At 74.3% G+C, this 21,949-nt stretch carries 15 protein-coding genes; 6 read left to right on the forward strand and 9 right to left on the reverse strand.

Annotated features, from left to right (window positions below; genetic code table 11):
- Nucleotides 1–30: 30 nt before the first annotated feature.
- The 4 genes from ACIBO8_RS29915 to ACIBO8_RS29930 form a co-directional block, all read right to left on the reverse strand.
- Nucleotides 31–2,256, reverse strand: coding sequence for a M4 family metallopeptidase (locus ACIBO8_RS29915; RefSeq protein ID WP_396118688.1), 2,226 nt, complete (start codon nucleotides 2,254–2,256; stop codon nucleotides 31–33).
- A 90-nt stretch (nucleotides 2,257–2,346) separates the two neighbouring features.
- On the reverse strand, nucleotides 2,347–5,127 hold the full coding sequence (locus tag ACIBO8_RS29920) for an AAA family ATPase (RefSeq protein ID WP_396118727.1): 2,781 nt from the start codon (nucleotides 5,125–5,127) through the stop codon (nucleotides 2,347–2,349).
- A gap of 94 nt (nucleotides 5,128–5,221) precedes the next feature.
- Nucleotides 5,222–5,689, reverse strand: a complete 468-nt coding sequence (locus tag ACIBO8_RS29925) for a hypothetical protein (protein WP_396118689.1) — start codon at nucleotides 5,687–5,689, stop codon at nucleotides 5,222–5,224.
- A gap of 102 nt (nucleotides 5,690–5,791) precedes the next feature.
- The gene (locus tag ACIBO8_RS29930; protein WP_396118690.1) at nucleotides 5,792–7,774 is read right to left on the reverse strand and encodes an acyltransferase family protein; all 1,983 of its coding nucleotides are present in this window, start codon (nucleotides 7,772–7,774) and stop codon (nucleotides 5,792–5,794) included.
- A gap of 65 nt (nucleotides 7,775–7,839) precedes the next feature.
- On the opposite strand from ACIBO8_RS29930, the gene ACIBO8_RS29935 reads away from it, so the two are divergent.
- Nucleotides 7,840–8,844, forward strand: coding sequence for an asparaginase (locus ACIBO8_RS29935; RefSeq protein ID WP_396118691.1), 1,005 nt, complete (start codon nucleotides 7,840–7,842; stop codon nucleotides 8,842–8,844).
- Nucleotides 8,845–8,854: 10 nt separating this feature from the next.
- Here the strand turns inward: ACIBO8_RS29935 and ACIBO8_RS29940 are convergent, their stop codons facing one another.
- Nucleotides 8,855–9,835: a LacI family DNA-binding transcriptional regulator gene (locus ACIBO8_RS29940; RefSeq protein WP_396118692.1), complete on the reverse strand. Its 981-nt coding sequence runs from the start codon at nucleotides 9,833–9,835 to the stop codon at nucleotides 8,855–8,857.
- Between the two features lie 94 nt (nucleotides 9,836–9,929).
- Between ACIBO8_RS29940 and ACIBO8_RS29945 the strand changes: the two genes are divergently transcribed.
- Genes ACIBO8_RS29945 through ACIBO8_RS29960 form a run of 4 tightly spaced genes read left to right on the forward strand, consistent with a single transcriptional unit; the run spans nucleotide 9,930 to nucleotide 16,132 of the window.
- Nucleotides 9,930–12,353, forward strand: coding sequence for a beta-glucosidase (locus ACIBO8_RS29945; protein WP_396118693.1), 2,424 nt, complete (start codon nucleotides 9,930–9,932; stop codon nucleotides 12,351–12,353).
- Between the two features lie 38 nt (nucleotides 12,354–12,391).
- Nucleotides 12,392–13,315: a methyltransferase gene (locus tag ACIBO8_RS29950; RefSeq protein ID WP_396118694.1), complete on the forward strand. Its 924-nt coding sequence runs from the start codon at nucleotides 12,392–12,394 to the stop codon at nucleotides 13,313–13,315.
- The gene (locus tag ACIBO8_RS29955; protein WP_396118695.1) at nucleotides 13,312–14,391 is read left to right on the forward strand and encodes a glutamate--cysteine ligase; all 1,080 of its coding nucleotides are present in this window, start codon (nucleotides 13,312–13,314) and stop codon (nucleotides 14,389–14,391) included. The genes ACIBO8_RS29950 and ACIBO8_RS29955 overlap by 4 nt, the downstream gene beginning before the upstream one ends.
- A gap of 31 nt (nucleotides 14,392–14,422) precedes the next feature.
- On the forward strand, nucleotides 14,423–16,132 hold the full coding sequence (locus tag ACIBO8_RS29960) for an L-lactate permease (protein ID WP_396118696.1): 1,710 nt from the start codon (nucleotides 14,423–14,425) through the stop codon (nucleotides 16,130–16,132).
- A gap of 6 nt (nucleotides 16,133–16,138) precedes the next feature.
- Here ACIBO8_RS29960 and ACIBO8_RS29965 read toward each other — a convergent pair whose 3' ends face one another.
- Nucleotides 16,139–18,892: a hypothetical protein gene (locus ACIBO8_RS29965; protein WP_396118697.1), complete on the reverse strand. Its 2,754-nt coding sequence runs from the start codon at nucleotides 18,890–18,892 to the stop codon at nucleotides 16,139–16,141.
- 104 nt (nucleotides 18,893–18,996) lie between these two features.
- Here ACIBO8_RS29965 and ACIBO8_RS29970 point away from each other — a divergent pair, with 104 nt between their 5' ends.
- Nucleotides 18,997–19,611: a hypothetical protein gene (locus tag ACIBO8_RS29970; RefSeq protein ID WP_396118698.1), complete on the forward strand. Its 615-nt coding sequence runs from the start codon at nucleotides 18,997–18,999 to the stop codon at nucleotides 19,609–19,611.
- 4 nt (nucleotides 19,612–19,615) lie between these two features.
- Here ACIBO8_RS29970 and ACIBO8_RS29975 read toward each other — a convergent pair whose 3' ends face one another.
- Genes ACIBO8_RS29975 through ACIBO8_RS29985 form a run of 3 tightly spaced genes read right to left on the reverse strand, consistent with a single transcriptional unit; the run spans nucleotide 19,616 to nucleotide 21,917 of the window.
- On the reverse strand, nucleotides 19,616–20,185 hold the full coding sequence (locus ACIBO8_RS29975) for a histidine phosphatase family protein (protein ID WP_396118699.1): 570 nt from the start codon (nucleotides 20,183–20,185) through the stop codon (nucleotides 19,616–19,618).
- A gap of 26 nt (nucleotides 20,186–20,211) precedes the next feature.
- Nucleotides 20,212–20,823, reverse strand: coding sequence for an FMN reductase (locus ACIBO8_RS29980; RefSeq protein ID WP_396118700.1), 612 nt, complete (start codon nucleotides 20,821–20,823; stop codon nucleotides 20,212–20,214).
- Nucleotides 20,820–21,917: an LLM class flavin-dependent oxidoreductase gene (locus ACIBO8_RS29985; protein WP_396118701.1), complete on the reverse strand. Its 1,098-nt coding sequence runs from the start codon at nucleotides 21,915–21,917 to the stop codon at nucleotides 20,820–20,822. Before ACIBO8_RS29985 ends, ACIBO8_RS29980 begins: the two co-directional genes overlap by 4 nt.
- Between the last annotated feature and the right edge of the window lie 32 nt (nucleotides 21,918–21,949).

Genomic DNA, 21,949 nt, shown 5'->3' on the forward strand with positions numbered 1-21,949 from the left:
CTCAGTGTTTTACACCACAGCAGAGCAAAATCAGAGGGTCAGGGTCCAGGTGTCGATGGAGCCGGTGTCCTGGCTGTACACGTCGCGGACCTGCAGCTTCCAGGCGCCGTCGCCCGCCTTTGCGGACAGGTTCACGGTGTAGGTGGCGATGACGTTGTCCGCACCGTCGAAGAGGCTGCTGTTCTTCAGCCGGTACGACGTCCCGTCCGGCGCGACCAGGTCCACGACCAGGTCACCGCGGTACGTGTGCCGGATGTTCACCGCCACAGTGGACGTCGCGGAGCCGTTGCGCCCGCACCCGCTGATCGTGATCGTGCTGGTCACCGCCGGGCCGGCGTCCGGGATGGAGACGTCCGTGCCGTTGGTGCCCGAGCAGCCGCCGCCGGGGCCGCCGGTGACGGTCAGCGTGTAGGTGGCGGTGTGCGTGGCCGAGCCGGTGCCGGTGACGGTCACCGCGTACGTACCCGACGGGGTCGACGCGCTGGTCGCGATCGTCAGCGTGGACGACGACCCGGAGGTCACCGACGCCGGGCTGAACGTCGCGGTGGCGCCGCTGGGCAGGCCCGAGGCGCTCAGCGTGACGGTCTGCGCCGAGCCGGCCGTGGTGGCCGTGGCGACGGTGGTGGTGGCCGACGAGCCCGCGGCGACGCTGCCCGACGCGGGCGAGACCGAGAGCGAGAAGTCGTTCGACGGGGTGCCCGTACAGGTCGCCTCGCCGCTCTGCGCCGGCACGCTGATCGCGTTCCAGGCCGCCTTCACCGTGTTGAACTCGGTGCAGCTGTTCGGGTAGAGATTCTTCGCCGCGTTGAGCGTAGCCGTACGGATATTGGCGTATTTCCAGGTCGAGGTCTTCGCCTGCATGGCGTTGTAGTAGATCTCACCGGCCTTGCGGATCGAGATGCCGGTGACCGACGACGAGTTGCACGTGGGGCTGGCGGGCTGGCCGTCGGTCGGCGCGGTGCCCTCGGCCACCAGGTAGAACCAGTGGTTCAGCGGACCGGCCGCGGAGTGCACCTCGGTCGACGGGATCGACGTGGACCAGCAGTTGGGGTCGCCGGCCAGCGAGGGGTTGTACATGTAGCGGATCGGGCCGTCGCCGACCAGGTCCACCTCCTCGCCGACGCTGTAGTCCGGCGGGTCGAGCGGGCTGTTGGCGTACGCCTCGGTCAGCGCGCCGAAGATGTCGCCGGTGGACTCGTTGATGCCGCCGTTCTCGTTGCCGCTGCCGGCGCCGCCCGGGGTGTACTGGAACACCGCGTGACCGAGCTCGTGGCCCACCACGTCGATCGGCGTGGCCTGGCGGGTGTTCGCCTGGTTGTGGCCGAAGTTGACGTACGACCCGTTCCAGTAGGCGTTGACGTCGTTCAGCCCGACCCGGATCGGCGGGTTGCTGCCGTTGCCCTGGATGCCGTTGCGGTTGAACCAGGCGGCCAGCATGTCGATCTCGCGCTGCGCACCCCACATCGCGTCGACGCAGGCGGTCTCGAGGTTCGTCCCCGAGCCGTTGCCCCATACGTCGTCGGTGCCGGTGTACGCCGAGCCGTTCTGCCCGCCGCACTTGAGGCCGGGACGGGTGGGGTCGGTCATCGAGTACGACGACCCGGAGCCGGACGTGTTGATGGTTACCGTGCCGTAGTAGTAGCCGTTGCCCGTGCCCTCGCGGACGTCGTCGACCTGGTCGACCACCTTGCCGGTGCGCGCGTCGACGAAGACGTGCAGGTGGCTCGGCCGGCCCTGCGCCGTACGGCCCGCGACGACGCTCTCGTACACGAGCTTCGGGGCGCCCCAGGCGAGCACCTTGAGCTGGGGTGCGGCCGCGGTGTCCACCTCGGCCAGCCGGGCCCGGGCCGTGGCGGCGGCCCGGGCGGCGCTGACCGTCGCGGTGGTGCCGACGGCGATCGGGGCGGTCTGCGCGACCGCGGTGTCCTTGACGGTGCCGGCCGCGTCCGTGGTCACCACCACGTCGCCGCCGACCACGGGCAATCCCTTGAAGGTCCGGGCGTACGTCACGTACTGCAATCCGCGGGTGCCCTGCACGACGCCGGTGCGCTTGAGGGCGTCGCCGTCGGCACGGCGCAGCAGCGACGAGGTTCCGGCGCTGCCGACGAGCCGGTCGGCCGCCGACGCGGCCAGGGCCGCGGGGGCGGGAGTGGGGCTGGGGGTCTGCGGCTGCGCCGAGGCCGGCGTCGCCGCCAGCGTCAGCGCGGCTCCGGCGGCGAGTGCCGCGGCGGCCGGGATGAGTTTTCTGCGTCCCACGCTGGTACTCCTTTTCTCGACCCGATCGGGGCGAGGCCTGGGCGCGATGCCCCGGGGGTTGGGGGCACCTAGGCTGCTCCAGCCATGACGCTATGCATCGACGGCGGTCACCGAATCGGGGAAAACCCTTGTCGGCAGCTTCTGCGACAGCTGGGTCCGCGAACGCACTCCGAGCTTCCGGTAGACCCGGGTCAGGGTGGCCTCGACGGTCTTGACGCTCAGGAACAGCCGGCCGGCGATCTCGCGGTTGCTGGCCCCGTCCCGCACGAGCGCGGCGATGCGCGCCTCGGTGGTGGTCAGGCCCAGGTCGGACGGGGGTGCGGCGGATCCTTCGGTACGCGCCAGCGCCCGCTCGGCCTGCTCGGTCCACGGCTTCGCGTCCGCGGCGAGGAACAGGGCCAGCGCCGCGCCGAGGGCGACCCGGGCGGCCGCGTACCTGCGGCGCCGCCGCTCCGCCCCGCCCTGCACCAGCAGCGCGTGCGCCTGTTCCAGGGGCTGGCGCAGCTCGGCGAAATGCCGCGCCGCCGTGGCCGACAGGACCACCGCCGCGTCGGCCCGGCCCTGCTCGGACAGCACCATCGCGGTGGCCCGGTCCAGGTACCCGCCGAGCGCCGGGGTGGCGCCGAGCCGCTCGGCACCGGCGCGGGCGTCGGCCAGCACCGCGACAGCCTCGTCGTGCTCGCCGAGCGCCGCCAGGCCGCCAGCGAGGTCGCCCTGCCAGCGCACGATCATCGGGTCGGCGGCGCCGCCGCCCTCCAGGTCGCGCAGCCGGCGCAGGGTGGCGACCCCGGCCCGGATGTCGCCGGTGCGCAGCTGGGCCTGGCCGAGGGCGTGCAGGTTGCGGCGCAGGTAGAGGCTGTCGCCCTCCTGCTCGGAGGCCCGCACGCCGCGGTCGGCGTACCCGCAGGCGGCGGCCAGACTGCCCCCGGCCAGCTCGGCGACGGCCGCCGTGTACCAGGTCGGGCCGGGGCTCAGGCCGGCGTTCTGGGCGGCGGCGACCGCGCGGTGGGCGTACCGCAGGGCGTCGCGGCAGCGGCCGGCGCGGGTGGCCACCTCGGACAGGCTGCGCAGGATCTCGACCAGCGCCTCCCCCGTACGGTCGTGCTCGGCGACGGCCAGCAGGACGAGCAGCTCGGCCCGGGCCTCGTCCAGCCGGTCGTCCATCATGGCGAAACGCGCCGCCAGGTAGCGGGGGCTCAGGTGCAGCCAGCCGGGCACCTGCGGGGCCGGCAGGAGCAGCGCCCGCCGCAGGGTGCTCTCCCACCGGGGCTCGCCGCGCAGCCGCTGCACCTGGGCCAGGGCGCTCAGCGCCATCGCCTCGGTCGTCCGGTCCCCCGCCGATCGCGCCGCCGCGGCCGACTCGGCGGCGCAGGTCGCGGCGGCGTCCGCATCCCCGCCGATCATCGCCGCCCAGGTCAGCCGCAGCCGCACCGGCGCGAGCAGGGCCGGGTCGGCGCCCGCGTCGTTGAGCGCGCCGGCGAACATCTCGCCCATGCCGGCCAGCGCCTGACCGGCGAGGTCGAGCAGCACGAGCCGGGCCCGGACGCGGTGCGCCGGCGGAGCGTCGGCGGCGGCGAGGACCGCCTCGGCGGCACGCCCGGCGACCGTGGGAGCTCCGGCCGTGGCAGCGGTGCCCGCGGCGGTGACCAGCCAGTCGAAGCGCTGCGCCGCGAGGCTGCGCGGGCAGCGGTCGGCGGCGAGCAGGAACAGCTCCGCGGCCGTACGGCCGGCACCGCGCCGCTGGGCCCGCGCGGCGGCGTCGACCAGGTCGCGGGCCACGTCGGCGTCCGGCCGCCCGCTGCGCAGTGCCCGGTGCCGCACCGCCACCGTCTCGTCCAGCGCCGCATTGGCGAGCGCGTCGTGCACCCCGGCCCGGCGGGCCGCCCCGGCGTCCTCGGCGAGCACGGCGGCGAGCGCGGGTGGCGTGAACCGGATCAGCTCGCCGTCGATCTCCACCACCCCGGCCTCGGCGGCGATCCGCAGGTCCCGGTCGGCGTCCTCGTGACCGGCGCGCACGAGCACGGTCAGCGTCGGCTCGGTCGCCAGCGCCGCGACCAGCAGCGTGCCGGTGACGGGCGGCGGCAGCGCGGCGACGCGGCGGCGCAGCAGGGCGCGTACCGCCTCGGGCAGCGGCGCCGGCCGCCAGACGGGTCCCGGCTCGACCGCGCCGAGCGCCAGCGCCAGGAACGGGTTGCCGCCGCTGGCCTCGTGCAGCCGGGCGGCGGTGCGGCAGGGCAGCCCCCGGGCCTCGAGCAGCGCGGTCAGATCGCCGGCGCCCAGCGGAGGAACCACCAGGTCCGCCACGGGAGCGGGGCACAGCCGGGTCGCGCGGTGCCGGCCGCCCTCGCCCGGGAAGCGCTGCGCGGCGACGACCCGGACCCGCGGCCCCGGGCGGCGGCGCATCGCGAAGCCGATCAGCTCGGCCGACTCGGCGTCGAGCCACTGCACATCGTCGAGGACCAACAGCACGGGCCGGGTCCGGGCGCAGTGTGCGAGCAGGCCGGGCAGCACCATCCGGCGGGCCAGGGCGGGAGCACCCGCCCGCGGTGCCGCGCCCTGACTCAGCATCGCCAGGGCCGCTCGGTGCGCCGGGGTCAGGGCGGCGACGGCGTCCGGCGGCATCTGCGCCACGAGGTCGGCGATCCCCGCGTACGGGAGGAGCCGCTCCGCCGCGGCCGGCCGTAGCCGCACGACCAGCTCGCCCCGCGCCGCGGCCGTGGCGGCCACCGCGTCGAGCACCGCCGTCTTCCCGATCCCCTCCGGACCGCGCAGCGCCACCCCACCGCCTGCGGCCAGGCGGTCCTCCACGGCGGCGAGCAGCGGCGCCCTGCCGAACAGGGTGGTCGCCGCGAGCCGTGCATCGGTGTCCAGGGCCGTCTCCCCCGGTGAGAGCCATCGAGGCCCTCAGCCTAGGGAAGTTCTCAGGAAAGCATCAATCCCTTCGCATGTGTCAATCATTAAGCCGTCAGTCGGCGGCCGGTACCGCAGCCGCCACATTCAGCCACCGATCGGTCAGCTGCCGGCGCCGGCAGGCGACGAGATGGCTGGCGAGGATCGCCGGCTGGCCGCCGCGCACGCAGGCGTCCGCGCCCCCGGTCAGCACGGCCGCCACCAGCTCCGCCCGGGCGTCCTCGTCGACGAGGGCCACCACCCGGGTCCGCGCGGACAGCACCGCCCGCGCGGCCCGGACGTCCGGCTCCCGGGCACCGCTGATCAGCACGATCTCGTCAGGACGGACGTCCGCGGGGTCCGCGGCCAGGCGTACGGTCCAGCCGGCCGGCAGGTGCGGGCCGAGCGCGGCGACGCGTCCCGGCTGCCCGAGGACGACCACGACCGGGTCCGTGCGCTGCCGGTCGAGGCCGGGTACCGGCACGGCGGTCGAGTTCGGCGCGAACGCCCGGTTCTGGTCGCTGCGGTTCAGCTGCACAAGCATCTCGGACTCCCCCAAGCCGTTCCTTTTCCGTCGGAGCCCACTCTTCGCGCCGAGACTGAGGTGCACTTGTGCGGTACCTGTGCGTCTGTTGGCAATGCCCGCTCATCGTTGCGGGCCCCCGACGGCGAGCCGCGCCAGCTGCGGAAGCAGCCACGGCGCGAGGTACGCGCGTACCCCTTCGGGGGTGAAGTGCAGGCCGTCGCTGCGGATCCGTACGCCGCCCGCCCGCCAGGTGAACTCACCGTCCGGGCACACGCGGCGGTTGAGGTCGATGACCACGGCGCCATGGCGTTTCCCGGCGTCGCGCAGCAGGGCGTTCCACGCGTCGACCCGCTGCGGCTGGTCCTCCGGCCAGAGGCCACCGTCGGGCCGTTCCGCCCGGCGGGTGTACGGGGCCGTGAGCAGCACCGGCAGGGCGCCCCGCGCGGTGACGATGCCGATCGCCAGGTCCAGCTCCTTACGCAGGTACGCGTCGTACGCGGGCTGACCGACGTGCTGGTACCGCCCGTCCAGCCGGCGGTCCATCAGCTCCCAGCGGTCCAGCAGGATCACCGCCACGTCCGGGTCGTCCCTGCGGACGCCGCTCCGCCAGCGCCGGTCCCAGTTCTCGCATCCCGGATAATTCGTATGCGCCACCCCGAGGTACCGGATGTCGGGCAGCCGCGCGATGCCGCAGCCCTGCACGCCGCGGGACTCGACGTCCAGTCTGGTCTGTGGCGGGAGGTACGTACCCAGCGTCCAGGCGACCGAGTCCCCGAAGATGCTGATCCGGGGCTGCTCGCCGGGCCGGCGGCCGGGACGCCGCACCGGAGGCGGTGACGCCGGCAGCGCGTGTGCCAGGCGGTGACCCGGCTCGGCGGTGGGCACCGCTAGCGCCCGGTCGAGGTCGATGACGGGCGCCGGTGCCCTCGCGGGCGGCGCGGTGGCCAGCAGGGCGACGACCACGGTCACGGCCGTCGCCCCGCAGGCGGCCGCCGGCGTCAGCATCGGGCGCCGGAGCCCGCGGGCGTGCCGCAGCGGCCGCTCCACCAGGAGATGCGATGCGGCGGCCGCGGCCAGTGCCGCCGTCACCCGGACGAGGAGCAGGCAGGAGCCGCTCAGGCCGGTGCGTCCGGCGTTCAGCCATTGGAACAGCGGCCAGTGCCAGAGATAGACGCCGTACGAGATCCGCCCGAGCCGGACCAGCGGGCCGAAGGCGAGCAACCGGGCCGTCGGGGACCGGGGAGACACCACGGCGTGCGCGAGGACCGCCACGACGGCGAGTGCGGCCACCACGAGGCCGCCCGGGTACAGCCACGCGTCGGTGCCGTCCGCGTCGGCCCACAACCAGGCGGTGATCGCAGCGCCGGCGGCCGCGAATCCGCCGAGCAGCCGCCGGGCCGCCGGTGACGCATCGGCCCGAGGCGTCCGTCCGCTCAGCACGACGGCCAGCGCCGCACCGCCCAGCAGGGCGGTCGCCCGCGTGTCCGTCCCGTAGTAGACCCTGTCCACCTCGGCCGGGTCGAAGAGCCGCGCGGCGGCGAACGCGGCGGCCGCGGCACCGGCGCCGCACACCCCCAGCAGCACGCCGTGCCCCCGGCGGCGGGCGAGCACGAGCACGAGCGTCAGGAACAGCGGCCAGAACAGGTAGAACTGCTCCTCGATGCCGAGTGACCACGTGTGCTGCAGCGGCGACGGGGCGGCCGTCTCGGCGAAGTAGCCGCCACCCCGGTACATCATCCGCCAGTTGGCGACGTAGGCGACGGCGGCCAGGGCGTCCGTCCGCAGGGCCGGCAGCTCCTCGGGGGCGAGGGTCCAGCGGCCGACGATGACCACCGTGCCGAGAACCAGCAGCAATGCCGGCAGCAGCCGGCGGGCCCGGCGCGCCCAGAAGGCCGGCAGGTCGATGCGCCCGGAGTCGCGGTGCTCGGCGAGCAGCAGCGAGGTGATCAGGAAACCGGAGAGCACGAAGAACGCATCGACGCCGAGGAACCCGCCGCCGACCGCGGCCACACCGCCGTGGAACATCAGGACCGCGCCGACGGCGAGGGCGCGGACGCCGTCGAGTGCCGGATGATACGCGAAAGATCGGGGCGGTTCGGGCACGCCGCCGCGTACCCCTCCCGGTCGGATCCACACCGGACGTTGCCGCCCGTCGTAGGGTCTCGGTCATGACGCGGATCATGGTGTGCGGGATGGGCGGGACGATCGCTATGACCGCCACGCCCGGCGGCGGCGTCGCTCCGGCGCTCACCACCGGCGAGCTCACCGCGGCGGTGCCCGGACTGGCGGGACTCGGGGTGGACCTGGGGCTCGTCGACGTCCGCAACGAACCGAGCTCGTCGCTGCGGGTCGGCGACGTGCTGGCCCTGTCGCGTACGGTCGCCGGCCTGCTCGCGGACGGCGCGGACGGGATCGTGGTCACCCAGGGCACGGATTCCCTGGAGGAGTGCGCGTACCTGCTGGATCTTCTGCACGACGGCCCGCAGCCGGTGGTCGTGACGGGCGCGATGCGCAACCCGGCGCTGGCCGGGGCGGACGGGCCGGCGAACCTGCTCGCCGCGGTCACCGTCGCCGCTTCCCCGGCCGCGCGGGGGCGTGGGGTGCTCGTGGCCTTCGCCGACGAGGTGCATGCGGCGGCGCGGGTCCGCAAGGCCCATTCGGCGCGGGTGTCGGCGTTCGAGTCCGCGGCGGGCGGACCGGCCGGGCACCTGGTGGAGGGGTCGGTGCATTTCGGCGGCCCGCCACCGGCGCGATTCGTGGTGCCCCGGGGCGAGCGGGTGCCGCGGGTCCCGGTGGTCGTCGCGGCGCTCGGCGAGGACGCGCCCGTGATCCCGGCGGACGCCGGCGGGCTGGTGGTCGCGGCGTTCGGCGCGGGGCACCTGCCCCGATGGTGGGTCGATCCGCTCGCCGCGGCCGTGTCCCGGATCCCCGTCGTGCTGGCGTCGCGCACGCTCGCCGGGCCGGTGCTGTCCGCCACGTACGCCTATCCCGGCTCGGAGCGGGACCTGCTGGCCCGCGGCCTGATCCCGGCCGGGCTGCTGGACCCGTGGAAGGCCCGGATCCTGCTGATGGCGGCGCTGGCGGCGGGCGCCGGCCCAGACCAGCTGGGCCCGGCGTTCGCGGCGGCGGGCGGCCTGGACGACCCGGGCCGCTGGCCCTGGCCCGCGGTGTAGCCGTGCCCACTCAGGCGGAGGCGCGCACCACGACGCGGATGGCGTCGGCCAGGTCCAGGACCGGGTCGGGCTCCCCGTGCACCGCGGCGAGCACCGCCGCCACCAGGTGTGCGGCCACCGTCGCCCGGTCGGTGGTCACCGTGGTCAGGGCGGGTTCGGCGAGGCGGGCCGCCGGGATGTCGTCCACCCCGATCACGGCCAGGCTCGACGGCTCGTCCGTGGACCGCCGCGCTCCGGCAAGCACCGCCATCGCGACCTCGTCGTTGTACGCGCACACCGCGGTGACCCCGGCCGCGCACCACTCCCGGACCGCCCCGGCGGCCGCTTCGGCCTCCAGCGGGACCGTCTGCACCTGCGGCGGCGCCAGCCCCCGCTCGGCACAGCGGGCGCGGACCCCCTCGAGGCGGGGCTCGGCGAAGCCGCGGACGCGGTCGTCGTCCGGGTACGCGTACCCGATCCGGCTGTGCCCGGCCGCCGCGAGATGCGCCGCCTGGAGGTCGCCGATGCGCTGCTGGGGCCCCTCCGGGGTGCCGGGACGGCTCAGCGGAGCCACCACCGGCGCGACCCCCGCCGCGCGCATGGACTCGGTCTCCTCGGCGGAGAAGCGCCGGAAGGCGAGGACGGCGGCCGGGTTGATCGAGCGCCACAGGTGGCCGGCGGGGCGCCGGGTGCCGGGGTGCGCCAGGAACGTGAGGCCGGCCTGGTCCAGCCCGGCGGAGAGGTGGGCGAGCAGCGCACCCACCTCGTGGCCGATGGGCCAGTCCGGCAGCAGGCAGAGGACCACGTCCGACCGCCCGGTGCGCAGCGTCCGCGCGGCGGCCGACGGGGCGTAGCCGAGGCCCGCTGCGGCGTCCAGGACGCGGGCGCGCGTGCTCGCGGAGATGGTCTGGTGCGGGGTGTTGTTCAGTACGTAGCTGACCGTCGCCCGGGACACGCCCGCGAGGCGGGCGACGTCGGCGCTCGTGACGCGGCGGGGCGTGACGTCGTTCATGGCGCTGACCTCCCGGCGGTCTTGCCGTGGGCACTCGCTGCTGTCTACGGTACTGAAACGAGCAAGTTACACGTGTCAGTTCCGAAGAGGGCCCATGAGCACAGCACCCGAGTCCGACCACGCCGCCCTCGTGAAGGCGCTGGACCTGCCGGAGAAGGTGGCTCTGCTCACCGGCGCGACGTCCTTCACGCTGGCGCCGCGGGAGTCGATCGGGCTGGGTGAGGTACGGCTCTCCGACGGCCCCACCGGCGTCCGCGGCCTGAAGTTCAGCGGCGGCCGGGTCGTGGCGCTGCTGCCCAACGCCACCCTGCTCGCCTCCTCCTGGAGCGAGGAGAGCCTGGCCGAGGTGGGCCGGCTGCTCGCCGAGGAGGCGCTGGCGCAGGGGATCCACGTGGTGCTCGGCCCCACCGTCAACCTGCACCGCTCGCCGCTGGGCGGGCGGCTCTTCGAGGCGTACTCCGAGGATCCGCTGCTGACCGGGCGGCTCGCCGCGGCGTACGTGCGCGGCATACAGGAGCTGGGTGTCGGCGCCACGCTCAAGCACCTGGTGGCCAACGAGAGCGAGACCGACCGCAACGCCGTCGACTGCGTGCTCGACGAGGCGACGCTGCGCGAGGTCTACCTGCTGCCCTTCGAGATCGCGATCGCCGACGCCGACGCGTGGTCGGTGATGGCGGCATACAACTCGGTCAACGGGGTCACCGCGACCGAGCACCGCCACGTGAACACGGAGATCCTCAAGGGCGAGTGGGGATACCGCGGGCTGATCATGTCGGACTGGTTCGCCACCCGCACCGCCGCGGCGGCCGCGAACGGCGGGCTTGACCTGGTCATGCCGGGCCCGGACGGGCCGTGGGGCGACGCGCTGGTGGCCGCCGTCCGCGCCGGCGAGGTCGACGAGTCCGTGATCGACGACCACGTGAGCCGCCTGCTGCTGCTCGCCGCGCGGGTGGGTGCGCTGGGCGAACCCCGCGATCGCCCCGCCGGCCTGCCCGCCCCGGACAGCCCCGTACGCCGTGAGCAGCTGACCCGCCTCGCCGCCCAGGGCATGACCGTGCTGCGCAACGAGCGCGGCGTCCTGCCCCTGGACCCGGCGCTGAAAGTGGCGCTGATCGGGCGGCACGCCGTCGAGACGATCGGGATGGGCGGCGGTTCCGCGCAGGTCAACCCGCCGTACCAGGTGAGCGTGGCGGAGGGCCTCGGCGCGGTTCTGGGTGACCGGCTGACCGTGGTGGACGGCGTCGAGGTGCGCACCCGGCCGGTGCCCGCCCGCGGCGGCTTCCTCACCGACCCGGTCACCGGTGAGCCCGGCATCCGGGTCGTCCTGCGCGACGCGAGCGGCACGGAGCTGGAGCAGCGCCACGTCGCGGGCGCCACCACCATGGTCGGCATGGACGACGATTTCGCGGGCACGGTGGCCACGGCCGTCCTGTCCGGGATCGTCACCCGCGCCGGCGCCGTCGAGCTGGGCGTGCTCGGCGTCGGCCGGTGGACGGTCCGGGCCGGGGAGGACGAGCGGTCGTTCGAGCTGCGCACCTCCGGCAAGAGCTTCGGCGAGGAGGTGCTCACCCCGCCGATCTCCACCCAGGTGTACGACGTGAGCGACGGCATCCTGTTCGAGGCGACCGTCGAGCTCCCCGCCGGCACGCAGGTGTTCGGCGGCGCCGGGCAGTTCGGGCTGATCGGGCACGAGGCGTCCCGCGAGACCGTGGACGTCATCGACGATGCCGTCCGCGCCGCCGCCTCGGCCGACGTGGCGGTGGTCGTCGTCGGTCTCACCGAGGAACAGGAGACCGAGGCGGCCGACAAGCAGACGCTGCACCTGCCGGGCGCCCAGAACGCCCTGGTCGAGGCCGTGGCGGGCGCGGCCCGGCACACGGTCGTGGTGGTGAACGCGGCCACCCCGGTGATCATGCCGTGGCGCGAGCGCGTGGACGCGGTGCTCTGGGCCGGCCTGCCGGGGCAGGAGGCGGGACACGCGGTCGCGGCGGCGCTGCTCGGCACGGTCGAGCCGGCCGGGCGCCTGGTGACGACGTTCCCCAAGGACGACGGCAAGAGCCCGGCGTGGTCGGTGACCCCGGCCGACGGTGTCCTCGCGTACGAGGAGGGCCCGTTCCTCGGCTATCGCGGGCACTTCGCCGGCCGGGCCCCGGAGCCGGCCTTCTGGCTGGGCCACGGCCTCGGCTACGGCCGCTGGGAGTACGCGGACGCCCGCCTGATCAGCGGCGACTCCCCGGCCGTCACCGTCACGGTGACCAACACCGGCGACCGGGCCAGCCGCGAGGTGGTCCAGGTCTACCTGCAGCCGGACGACCTGGATCAGCCGGTACGCCTGGCCGGGTGGGCCGCGGTCACCGTGGCGGCCGGCGAGTCCGCCCGCGTCACCGTGGCGACCGACCGCCGGGTGTGGCGCAGGTGGGACACCGAGGCGGGCGCGTGGGGCGGCCTGGGCGGCGGAGGTGACCTGCTGGTGGCGCGGGGGCTCGGCGACATCCGGGCGGTGCTGCCGCTCGGCTGAGGGGATTATCCGGCCCGGAGCTGGGCACCCATGCGCGCATGATCACGAAGCTCCGCGAGCTGGGCACGGCTCTCAAGGACATGGGGTACGAGTTCACCACCGTCACCCCCGCGACGCACGCACGGGTCAACGCCCGGCCGGAGAACGCGCTGGCCCGCAGCCTGCGTGACGTCCTGGGCTGGAGCCGGCCGTTCGAGCCGGGCACCCTGCCGGCCGGCATCGTCGAGCTGATGGACGCCGCGGGGGTGCTGGACCGCTCCGGCGAGCACTGGCGCAGCCGGGTGCGGTTCTCCACGTACGACGGCGAGCTGTTCGTGCACTCGGCGTTCCCGACCACCGCCGCCGACTCCGTGTTCTTCGGCCCGGACACGTACCGGATGGCCGATGCCGCCGCCGCGCACGTCGAGGGCCTCGGCCGGCCCGTACGGCGCGCGGTGGACATCGGCTGCGGCACGGGTGCCGGGGCGATCACCGTCGCCAAGCGGGCCCCCAGCGCCGAGGTCCTCGCGGTGGACATCAACGACGCCGCCCTGCGCTTCACGGAGGTGAACACGGCCCTGGCCGGCACCGCCGGCGTGCGTCCGTGCCACAGCGACCTGCTCTCCGGCGTGGACGGCGAGTTCGACCTGATCATCTCCAACCCGCCGTTCATGATCGACCCGGCCGGGCGCGCGTACCGCGACGGCGGCGGCCCCGAGGGTCACGGCCTGTCGCTGGCCATCGTCGACGCGGCCGCCGAACGGCTCGCCCCGGGCGGTTCCCTCGTGCTCTTCAGCGGTACGGGCATCGTCGACGGCCACGACCCGCTGCGCGCCGCGGCCGAGAAGCGCCTCGCCGACACCGATCTCGGCTGGTCCTACCGCGAGGTGGATCCGGACGTGTACGGCGAGGAACTCGACGGCGAGGCGTACGCCCACGCCGAGCGCATCGCGGTCATCGTGCTCACCGCGACCCGCCCGTGACGACGGGGCCGACCCTCGGGGTCGAGGAGGAGTTCCTGCTCCTCGACCCCGGCACGGGGCAGAACGCGCCCGTGGTGGAGAAGGTCCTCGCGGCGCTGCCGGACGCGGTACGCGGCCAGAGCCGGCTGGAGTTCCGGCACAGCATGCTGGAGATGGCCACGCCGGTCTGCACCGGCCTGGCGGACCTCACCCGGCAGCTCACCGAGCTGCGCCGGGCGGCGGCCGAGGCAGCGGAGGAGGCGGGGGCGCGGCTCGTCGCCGTCGGCGCCACCCCGATCGCCGACCCGGTCCGGGAGCCGACCGACAACGCGCGCTTCCACGCCATCGCCCGGCACTACGGGCCGATCGCTCACGACGCCGCGGTCTGCGGATGCCACGTCCACGTCGGGGTGCCCGACCCGGAGACCGCCGTCCGGGTCAGCAATCGCCTCCGGCCCTGGCTGCCGGTGCTGCAGGCGCTGACCGCGAACTCACCGTTCTACGCGGGCGCCGACACGGGCCACGCCAGCTGGCGTTCGATCCAGCTCCGGCGGTGGCCGGCGCTCGGACCCACCCCGCACTTCAGCTCCGCAGAGGACTACGACCGGACAGTGGCGGCCCTGGTGGCCTCGGGCACGATGCTCGACGAGAGCATGATCCTCTGGTACGCCCGCCCGTCGGCCACGTACCCGACGGTGGAGATCCGGGTGGCCGACGTCTGTCCGACGGTGGAGGACGCGGTGCTGCTGGCAGGGCTCGTCCGCGCCCTGGTCGTGACGGTGACCGAGGCGGACGGCCCGGAGTTCCGCATCCCCGATCACCTCCTCGAGGCCGCGCATTGGAACGCCGCGCACACCGGCCTCGACACCACGCTGCTCGACGCGCGCACCGGCGTGCCGTGGCCGGCCTGGGAGCTGGTGGGCGACCTGGTGGAGTTGGTGACCCCGGCCCTGCGCGGGCTCGGCGACCTCGAGGTGGTGGCCGCCCAGCTGGACCGGATCCGGGCGGAGGGCACCGGCGCCGCCCGGCAGCGGCGGGCCTTCGCCGAGGGCGGGGACATCCACGCAGCGCTGGCGCAGGTGACCGTTAACCCGTAACTTGACCTCCAGGCGCAATAGACGATCCTGGATGGCACTCATGGCCGATCAGTTCACGATCGTGACGGACCCCGTCGGCGACTCCGTGGCGCTGTCCGCCCTGTTCGCGGTGCTGCCCCTGCTGACCCTCTTCGTCCTGCTCGGCGCGGTCCGCATGCGGGCCTGGCTGGCGGGGCTGATCTCCCTCGCGGTGGCGCTGGTGGTGGCCGTCGCGGTCTACTCGATGCCGGTCGGCCAGGCGCTGCTCTCGGCGAGCGAGGGCGCGGCATTCGGCTTCTTCCCCATCCTCTGGATCGTCCTCAACGCCATCTGGGTCTACAACCTCACGGTCGTGAGTGGGCACTTCGACGTGCTGCGCCGCTCGATGGAGCGGGTCAGTCCCGACATGCGCGTCCAGGCGATCATCGTGGCGTTCTGCTTCGGCGCGCTGCTGGAGGCGCTCGCGGGCTTCGGCACCCCGGTCGCGGTGACCGTGGTGATGCTGATGGCGCTCGGCTTCCCGCCGCTGCGGGCGGCCTCGGTCGCGCTGATCGCCAACACCGCGCCGGTCGCGTTCGGGGCGCTCGCGACGCCGGTCGTCACGCTCGGCACGGTGACCTCGGGCGCCAGCGACGACCCGCGGCTGAACACCGAGACGCTCGGTGCCATGGTGGGCCGGCAGACGCCGCTGCTGGCGGTGGTCGTACCCCTGGTGCTGGTCGCCGTCATCGACGGCCGGCGCGGGATCCGCCAGACCTGGCCCGCGGCGCTGGTCGCAGGCGCGGTCTTCGCGGCCGGCCAGTTCCTGGCCTCGAACTTCGTCTCGGTCCCGCTGACCGACATCATCGCGGCGCTGCTGTCCGCGGCCTCCGTGATGGTCCTCCTCCGGTTCTGGCGACCGGCGGAGTCGCCGGACCTGCACGAGACGCCCGGACGGCGGCCGCCGGACGCCGCGCCCGCCGGGGGCACTCCCTCGGGCGGCCGGACCGTGGTCGGCACCGCCGAGCGGCGGGACACCGCTGCCGAGGTTGCTCGCGCCTACGCCCCGTACCTGATCATCATCGTCATCTTCTCGCTCGCGAACATCGGCCCGATCAAGGCGGCGCTGGCGAAGGAGCCGTGGACGGTCGCGTTCGGCTGGCCCGGCCTGCACGTGCTCTCCGCGAGCGGCAAACCGCTCGCGTCGACGACCTTCACCCTGGGCTGGCTGCCCGCGGCCGGCACGCTGATGATCCTGGCGGGCATCCTGACGGCGGCGGTGCTGCGGGTCGGGCCGCGCCGCGCCCTGCGCGCGTACGGCGCCACCTACGTCGAGCTGCGCCACGCGATCGTGACGGTGATGGCGGTGCTGGCCCTCGCGTACGTGCTGAACCAGTCCGGCCAGACCAACACGCTCGGCGAGTTCCTGGCCGCCGCGGGCGGGTTCTTCGTGGTCCTGTCATCGATGCTCGGCTGGATCGGCGTCGCGGTGACCGGCTCCGACACGTCGGCGAACGCCCTCTTCGGGGCCTTGCAGGTGCAGACCGCCGACCGGGCCGGCCTCGACCCGCTGCTGCTCGCGGCGGCCAACTCGTCCGGCGGCGTCCTCGGCAAGATGATCAGCCCGCAGAACCTGGCGATCGCCGCGTCGGCGGTAGGCATGGCGGGCCGCGAGGGCGACATCTTCCGCCGGGTGGTCGGCTGGAGCCTCGGGCTGCTGGCGGTCATGTGCCTGCTGGTGACCTTGCAGGGCACCCCGGTGCTCGGCTGGATGGTCCCCTGAGGCCCGTCACGGCCCGTCGATCAGCGTTCCGGTCAGCGGCGGGCCCGGCACCGTCACCGAGGCGTCGACCCCCGAGGACATCGTCGCGAACCGCACGCCGCGCTCCGGCTCGGGTACGTCGTCCGCGACCGTGGGCACGACGAACTCGACACCCGTCTCCCCTGCCGGCACGATGAGCGACGTCCGCAGATCGGTACGCGACAGCGGACGCGCCGGTCCCGCCTGCTGCCCGGTCAGCTCGAACAACCATCCGGGCTCGACGTCCGTGGTGGACACCTCGGTGCCGCCGGCGGGCGCCTCGGCGACGAAACCGACGGTGACCGGACAGTCCGCCGGCGCCGACAGGCTCAGGCGCCAGCGCAGGGCGGTGCCCTCGACGACGCGGGCTGCAGGAGACGCCGTCACGGCCGGGAGCGGGTCGTCGTCGCGGACCAGCAGCCCGCCGTCGTAGGCCCCGACGACCACTCCGTGCAGGGCCCGGATCCGTAGGCCGAACCCGTGGTCGTACCCGTACCGTCGATTGCCCTCGATGGTGATCGGCACGTCGATGGTGGTGCTGCCCGGCGCCACGTCGAGGTGGGTGGCCGTGGTGGTGGACGTACCGGAGTCGCTGAGGAACGCGGTCACCGCGCCGGACCCCTCCCCGGTGACGGTGACCGGGATCCGTACGGTCCGTTCGCCGCCGTCACCCTCGTTCATCGTGACGTGACCGACGTCCACGCGGGGCAACCGGGCCGGTACGGCCCGCGGCGTGCCGGCCCGCCAGCCCCAGGCGTCGATGAGCCACGCCTGGCCTCCAGCGCTGCGGGGCACCAGTTCCAGGGCGGCGACGGCGCCGAGGTTCGCGCCGCTCAGCGGCACGCGCAGCTCCTGTGCCCAGTGCGCGGTCGTACGCCCGGAGCTGGGCAGGCCGTCGGCGGTGATCTCGCCCAGGACGGCACGACGGCCGGCGGTGTCGGTGACCGCGACACCCATCCGGACGCCCGTCTGGTTCGGCGCGACGATGATGCGCAGTGCCAGATGCGTCGCGTCCCGCACGGGGACCGGTTCCGCCGGCCGTACGGTGACCGGACTGCCGGGCTGCGACCAGGACATCGCGATGGCGTACCGGTCGGGATCGGTGCCGCCGGCGAACGGCACGAAGTGCGGCGAGGGCGGGTTGTAGCGACCGAGGGCCAGGCACAGCGCGGAGGGGTCCGTGCTGACCTCGGTGCACAGCCGGGCACCGGACACCCGGGTGGAGGCGGCCGGCACCAGCAGCGGGCTGCGGTTCCCGCCCAGGGCGTGCTGGTAGACCCGTGCCGGACCGGCTGACGCTGCCCGCAGCCCCGTCCCGTCGAGCAGGCCCCGCACGGCGTCGTCGCCGGCCACGAACAGGCGCGCGGCCGCGGCCAGGTACGTGGCGGCCATCCGCTGCTGGTCATCGGCGCTCAGCCGGCCGGGCGCCGACGCGGCACACGCCGGGTCCCCGGAGCCCGCGGCGTCGTCGGAGGCGGGCGCCTGTGCCTGGCCCGGGGTCCACTCGGTGTTGAAGAAGTTGTGGTTCGCGCCCACGACGTACAGGGCCGAGTGCAACGCCCGGCCAAGGCTGACCCCGCGGGTGGCGTCCACGGCCATCTGGCCCTGCAGGTCGGCGACGTCGCCGTCGCAGCCGGGTAGCACGGTCACGGACGGCACGTCGGGGACGGGGTTGTGTCCCCGGAGCGTCGGCGCCAGCAGCACCGTGCCGCGGATCGTCCATCGCACGGCACCGTGGTAGCCGTCCTGGTCCGCCGGTGGCGGTACGAGGCTGTCCGACGCGGCCCGGTTGACGCCGTCGGCGCCCCGGGAGTGGCCGGCCAGCAGCACCCGCGACAGGTCCGCCGGCGGGACCGAGCGAACGATCTCCGGGGCGGAGGACCGCTCGGCGCCCGCCCACCGGGCCCAGCGGGCGAGGTGCAGCCGGATCAGCGACGAGCGGGCCTGGGCGCCGCCGTCGTCGGCCAGGTGATCCTGCCCGTTCACCCCGTCGGCGGAGATGCTGACAGTGACGTAACCCTGGGAGGCGAGCAGCCGCTGAAGCTCCCCGAAGCCGCGATAACTGGGCACCGGCTCCGTCCCCGCCGGGCACGGCCAATCGCCGCTGACGGCGTCGGGATCGACGCCGGAGAAGCAGGTGAAGTGCCTGCCGTGCAGGATGAGCAGGAGCGGCCGCTCGCCCGGTGCGCCGTCCGGGCCCACCACGACGCCGGTCATCTCCACCGGCTGCGGGAGCCCGGGCAACGTGACCGGATCGAGGGTGTACTCACCGGTCACCGTGCGATAGGGACCGGGAATGCCGGGATCATCGGAGACCGCCGGTGCCGGCCGGCGGGGCATACCGCGGAGGGTGTTCGCGAACGACGGCGGCACCACGGCCGGACCGTCGAGCCGCCGGCCGCCGGCCCGGACCTGCAGTGTGGACAGTCCGATCCCCCGCGGATCGGCGACCTCGAGGGTGAACGTACGCAGATCAGCGCCGGCACGCGGGCGTCCCAGCATCCGGTCGCCGGCGGAGAACTCGACGGTGGCGTCGCCCATCGGCAGCCGCGCCGGCGCCCGCCAGGTCAGCAGCAGCCCGGTGCCGCGACGCACGGCCGACCACCCCGGCGGGAGCTCCCCGGACCCGGCAGCCGGCACCGGCGCCCCGGGCCGGGACGGTTCGGCGCGCGCCGGGCAGCCGACGGCCGCGGCGGTCGTCACGGCGAGCAGGGTCGCGACGGCGGTCCTCCGCACACTCATGCGACAGGACGCTAGCCAGTGAAGAAAGCCGATCTGTTACGTCGGCGTCACATGTACGGATGACGCAGCTGTCGACTCTGCGTGAACCCGCTCACACTGAGCGTATGTGGCTCTTCCCCCATCGCGAACCGCGGCGCCCGCAAGCGACTCCGGAACCGGACGCCGAGTACGTGCGCCGCGCCTACGACCGGGCGATCGACTGGTACAAGGTCGCCGAGGCGAAGGCCCAGCTGCTGCTCACGGTGAACGGCCTCCTGGTGACCGTCTACTTCGCCGTGCTGACCGGCAAGGCGGGGCCGGCCGACCGCGCCGTGCGCCAGGTCGGCGTCGGGGCGGGGATCTTCGCGATCGTCTCGGCCGCGGCGGTGATCGGGGCGACCGGCTGCGCCGCGGGCGCGCTGTGGTCCCGGCACACCGGCAACATCAAGGAGGCCTTCCCGAGGCTGGCGGTGGAGCCCGCGGATCCGGGCTCCTACCGCCCCGAGGTCCTCTGGTACTTCGGGCATATAGCGCACCTGGACGGCGACGCCGCCGCCCGGATGATCGGCGGCGCCGACCGGCGCTTCGAGGTCACCGCGCTGTCGTACAACCTGGTCAACCTGTCGCACGTGGTGCTGAGGAAACACCAGTTCGTCAATCTCGGCTGGGCGCTGACGGCGACCGCCATCGTGTCGCTGGTCCTGGCGGGTGCCGCGCTCCTGATCCAGGTGCAGCTGTAGCCGCTCAGGTCGCGGCGTTCCAGGTGCCGACGACCTGATTGCCGTGCTCGAAGCCGAGCGTGGACAGCGTCGCCGTGTCCAGCCGCAACAGGCCGCCGCCGCTGGGCGGCAGCCCGATCCAGCGCGCACCGGCCACCCGCAGGCTGTGCCCGTGCGCGACGAGGGCCACGTCGCCCCGGTCCAGATGGGCGCGCGCGCGGGCGAGGACCCGGTCCAGGCGCGCGCCGACCTGCTCCGGCGTTTCGCCGCCCGGGCAGCCGTCCGTCCACAGCGACCAGGAGGGCCGGGTCTCGCGGATCGCCGCCGAGGTGACGCCCTCGTACTCGCCGTAGTTCCATTCGGCGAGGTCCTCGGTGGTCTCCGTGACGGTCAGGCCGGCCAGCTCGGCGGTGCGCAGCGCCCGCTTGCGCGGACTGGACAGCACCGCCGCGAAGGTGCGGCCCGCCAGCCTCTTCCCGGCCGCCCGGGCCTCCTGCTCGCCGATCTCGGTCAGATCCAGATCCGTGTACGAGGTGTGCTTACGAGCCGCACTCCACTCGGTCTGCCCGTGCCGGATGAGCACGATCTCCGCCATGATGCCCCCTGTCCGTTCGCGTCTCCCTACCCTCTCAGGAGCTCCTCGAACGAGGTCGTCAGGGCGAAGGGGTCGACGACGCCGGCCGGCTCCCGCCGCTCGATCTCGCGGGCGAGCTCCCGGCCCGCCCGGTCGATCCGGCCGCGCAGCTGGCCGTCCGCCTCGTCGCCGCCCCAGTCCTCGGAGGCCGCGAACACCGCGGTGGGCACGACGGCCGCCCGCAGGTAGGCGAACAGGGGCCGCAGCGCGTGGTCCAGCGCCAGCGAGTGCCGGGCCGTACCGCCGGTCGCGGCGATCAGGACCGGCTTGTCCGCCAGCGTGTCCCTGTCCAGCACGTCGAAGAAGGACTTGAACAGCCCGCTGTACGAGGCGTTGAACACCGGCGTCACGGCGATCAGGCCGTCGGCCGCCGCCACGGCGTCCAGGACGTCGCGCAGGGCGGCGGGCGGGAAGCCGGTGAGCATGTGGTTCATCAGGTCGTGAGCCAGGTCACGCAGCTCCACGACCCGTACGGTCAGGTCGACGCCGAGCCCGGCGGCGTGGTCCACCGCCGCCGCGGCCAGGCGGTCCGCGAGCAGGCGGGTGGACGACGGCCGGCTCAGCCCCGCCGTGACGACGACGAGCGAGCGCTGCTTCATGCGACGACCTCCTCAGCGGCGGTGGAACGGGCGGCGAGCAGGGAGGCGTGGGTCGGGGCCTCCGGCACGTGCGCGGGCCGGAGCGCGGCGAACTCCTTGCGCAGCACCGGCACGACCTCCTCACCGAGCAGGTCCAGCTGCTCGAGCACCGTCTTGAGCGGCAGCCCGGCGTGGTCGATCAGGAACAGCTGCCGCTGGTAATCGCCCACGTAGTCGCGGAATCCGAGCGTACGGTCGATGACCTGCTGGGGACTCCCGACCGTGAGCGGCGTCTCCCGGCTGAACTCCTCCAGCGACGGGCCGTGACCGTAGACCGGGGCGTTGTCGAAGTACGGCCGGAACTCCCGCACCGCGTCCTGGCTGTTGCGGCGCAGGAAGACCTGGCCCCCGAGGCCGACGATGGCCTGGTCCGGGTCGCCGTGGCCGTAGTGGGCGAAACGCTCGCGGTACAGCGCGATCATCCGCTGAGTGTGCGAGGCGGGCCAGAAGATGTGGTTGGCGAAGAACCCGTCGCCGTAGAAGGCGGCCTGCTCGGCGATCTCCGGGCTGCGGATCGAGCCGTGCCACACGAACGGCGGGATGCCGTCGAGCGGGCGCGGGGTCGAGGTGAACGACTGCAGCGGCGTACGGTACTTGCCCTTCCAGTCGACCACGTGTTCGCGCCACAGCCGGTGCAGCAGGGCGTAGTTCTCGATCGCGAGCGGGATCCCGGCCCGGATGTCCTTGCCGAACCACGGGTAGACCGGCCCGGTGTTGCCGCGGCCCATCATGAGGTCGACCCGGCCGTCGGAGAGGTGCTGCAGCATCGCGTAGTCCTCGGCGATCTTGACCGGGTCGTTGGTCGTGATCAGCGTGGTGGACGTGCTCAGCAGCAGCTTCTCGGTCTGCGCCGCGATGTAGCCCAGCATGGTCGTGGGCGAGGACGGCACGAAGGGCTCGTTGTGGTGCTCGCCGGTCGCGAAGACGTCGAGGCCGACCTCCTCGGCCTTGCGGGCGATCGTCACCATCGCCTTGATCCGCTCGTGCTCGGTCGGTACCCGGCCGTTCGTGGGGTCGGGCGTGACGTCGCCGACGGTGAAGATCCCGAACTGCATGACCCGCTCCTGAGCTCTCTGTCGGGACCCGC

Origin of the sequence: Actinoplanes sp. NPDC049681, from assembly GCF_044465265.1 — a bacterium.
Classification (GTDB): Bacteria; Actinomycetota; Actinomycetes; order Mycobacteriales; family Micromonosporaceae; genus Actinoplanes.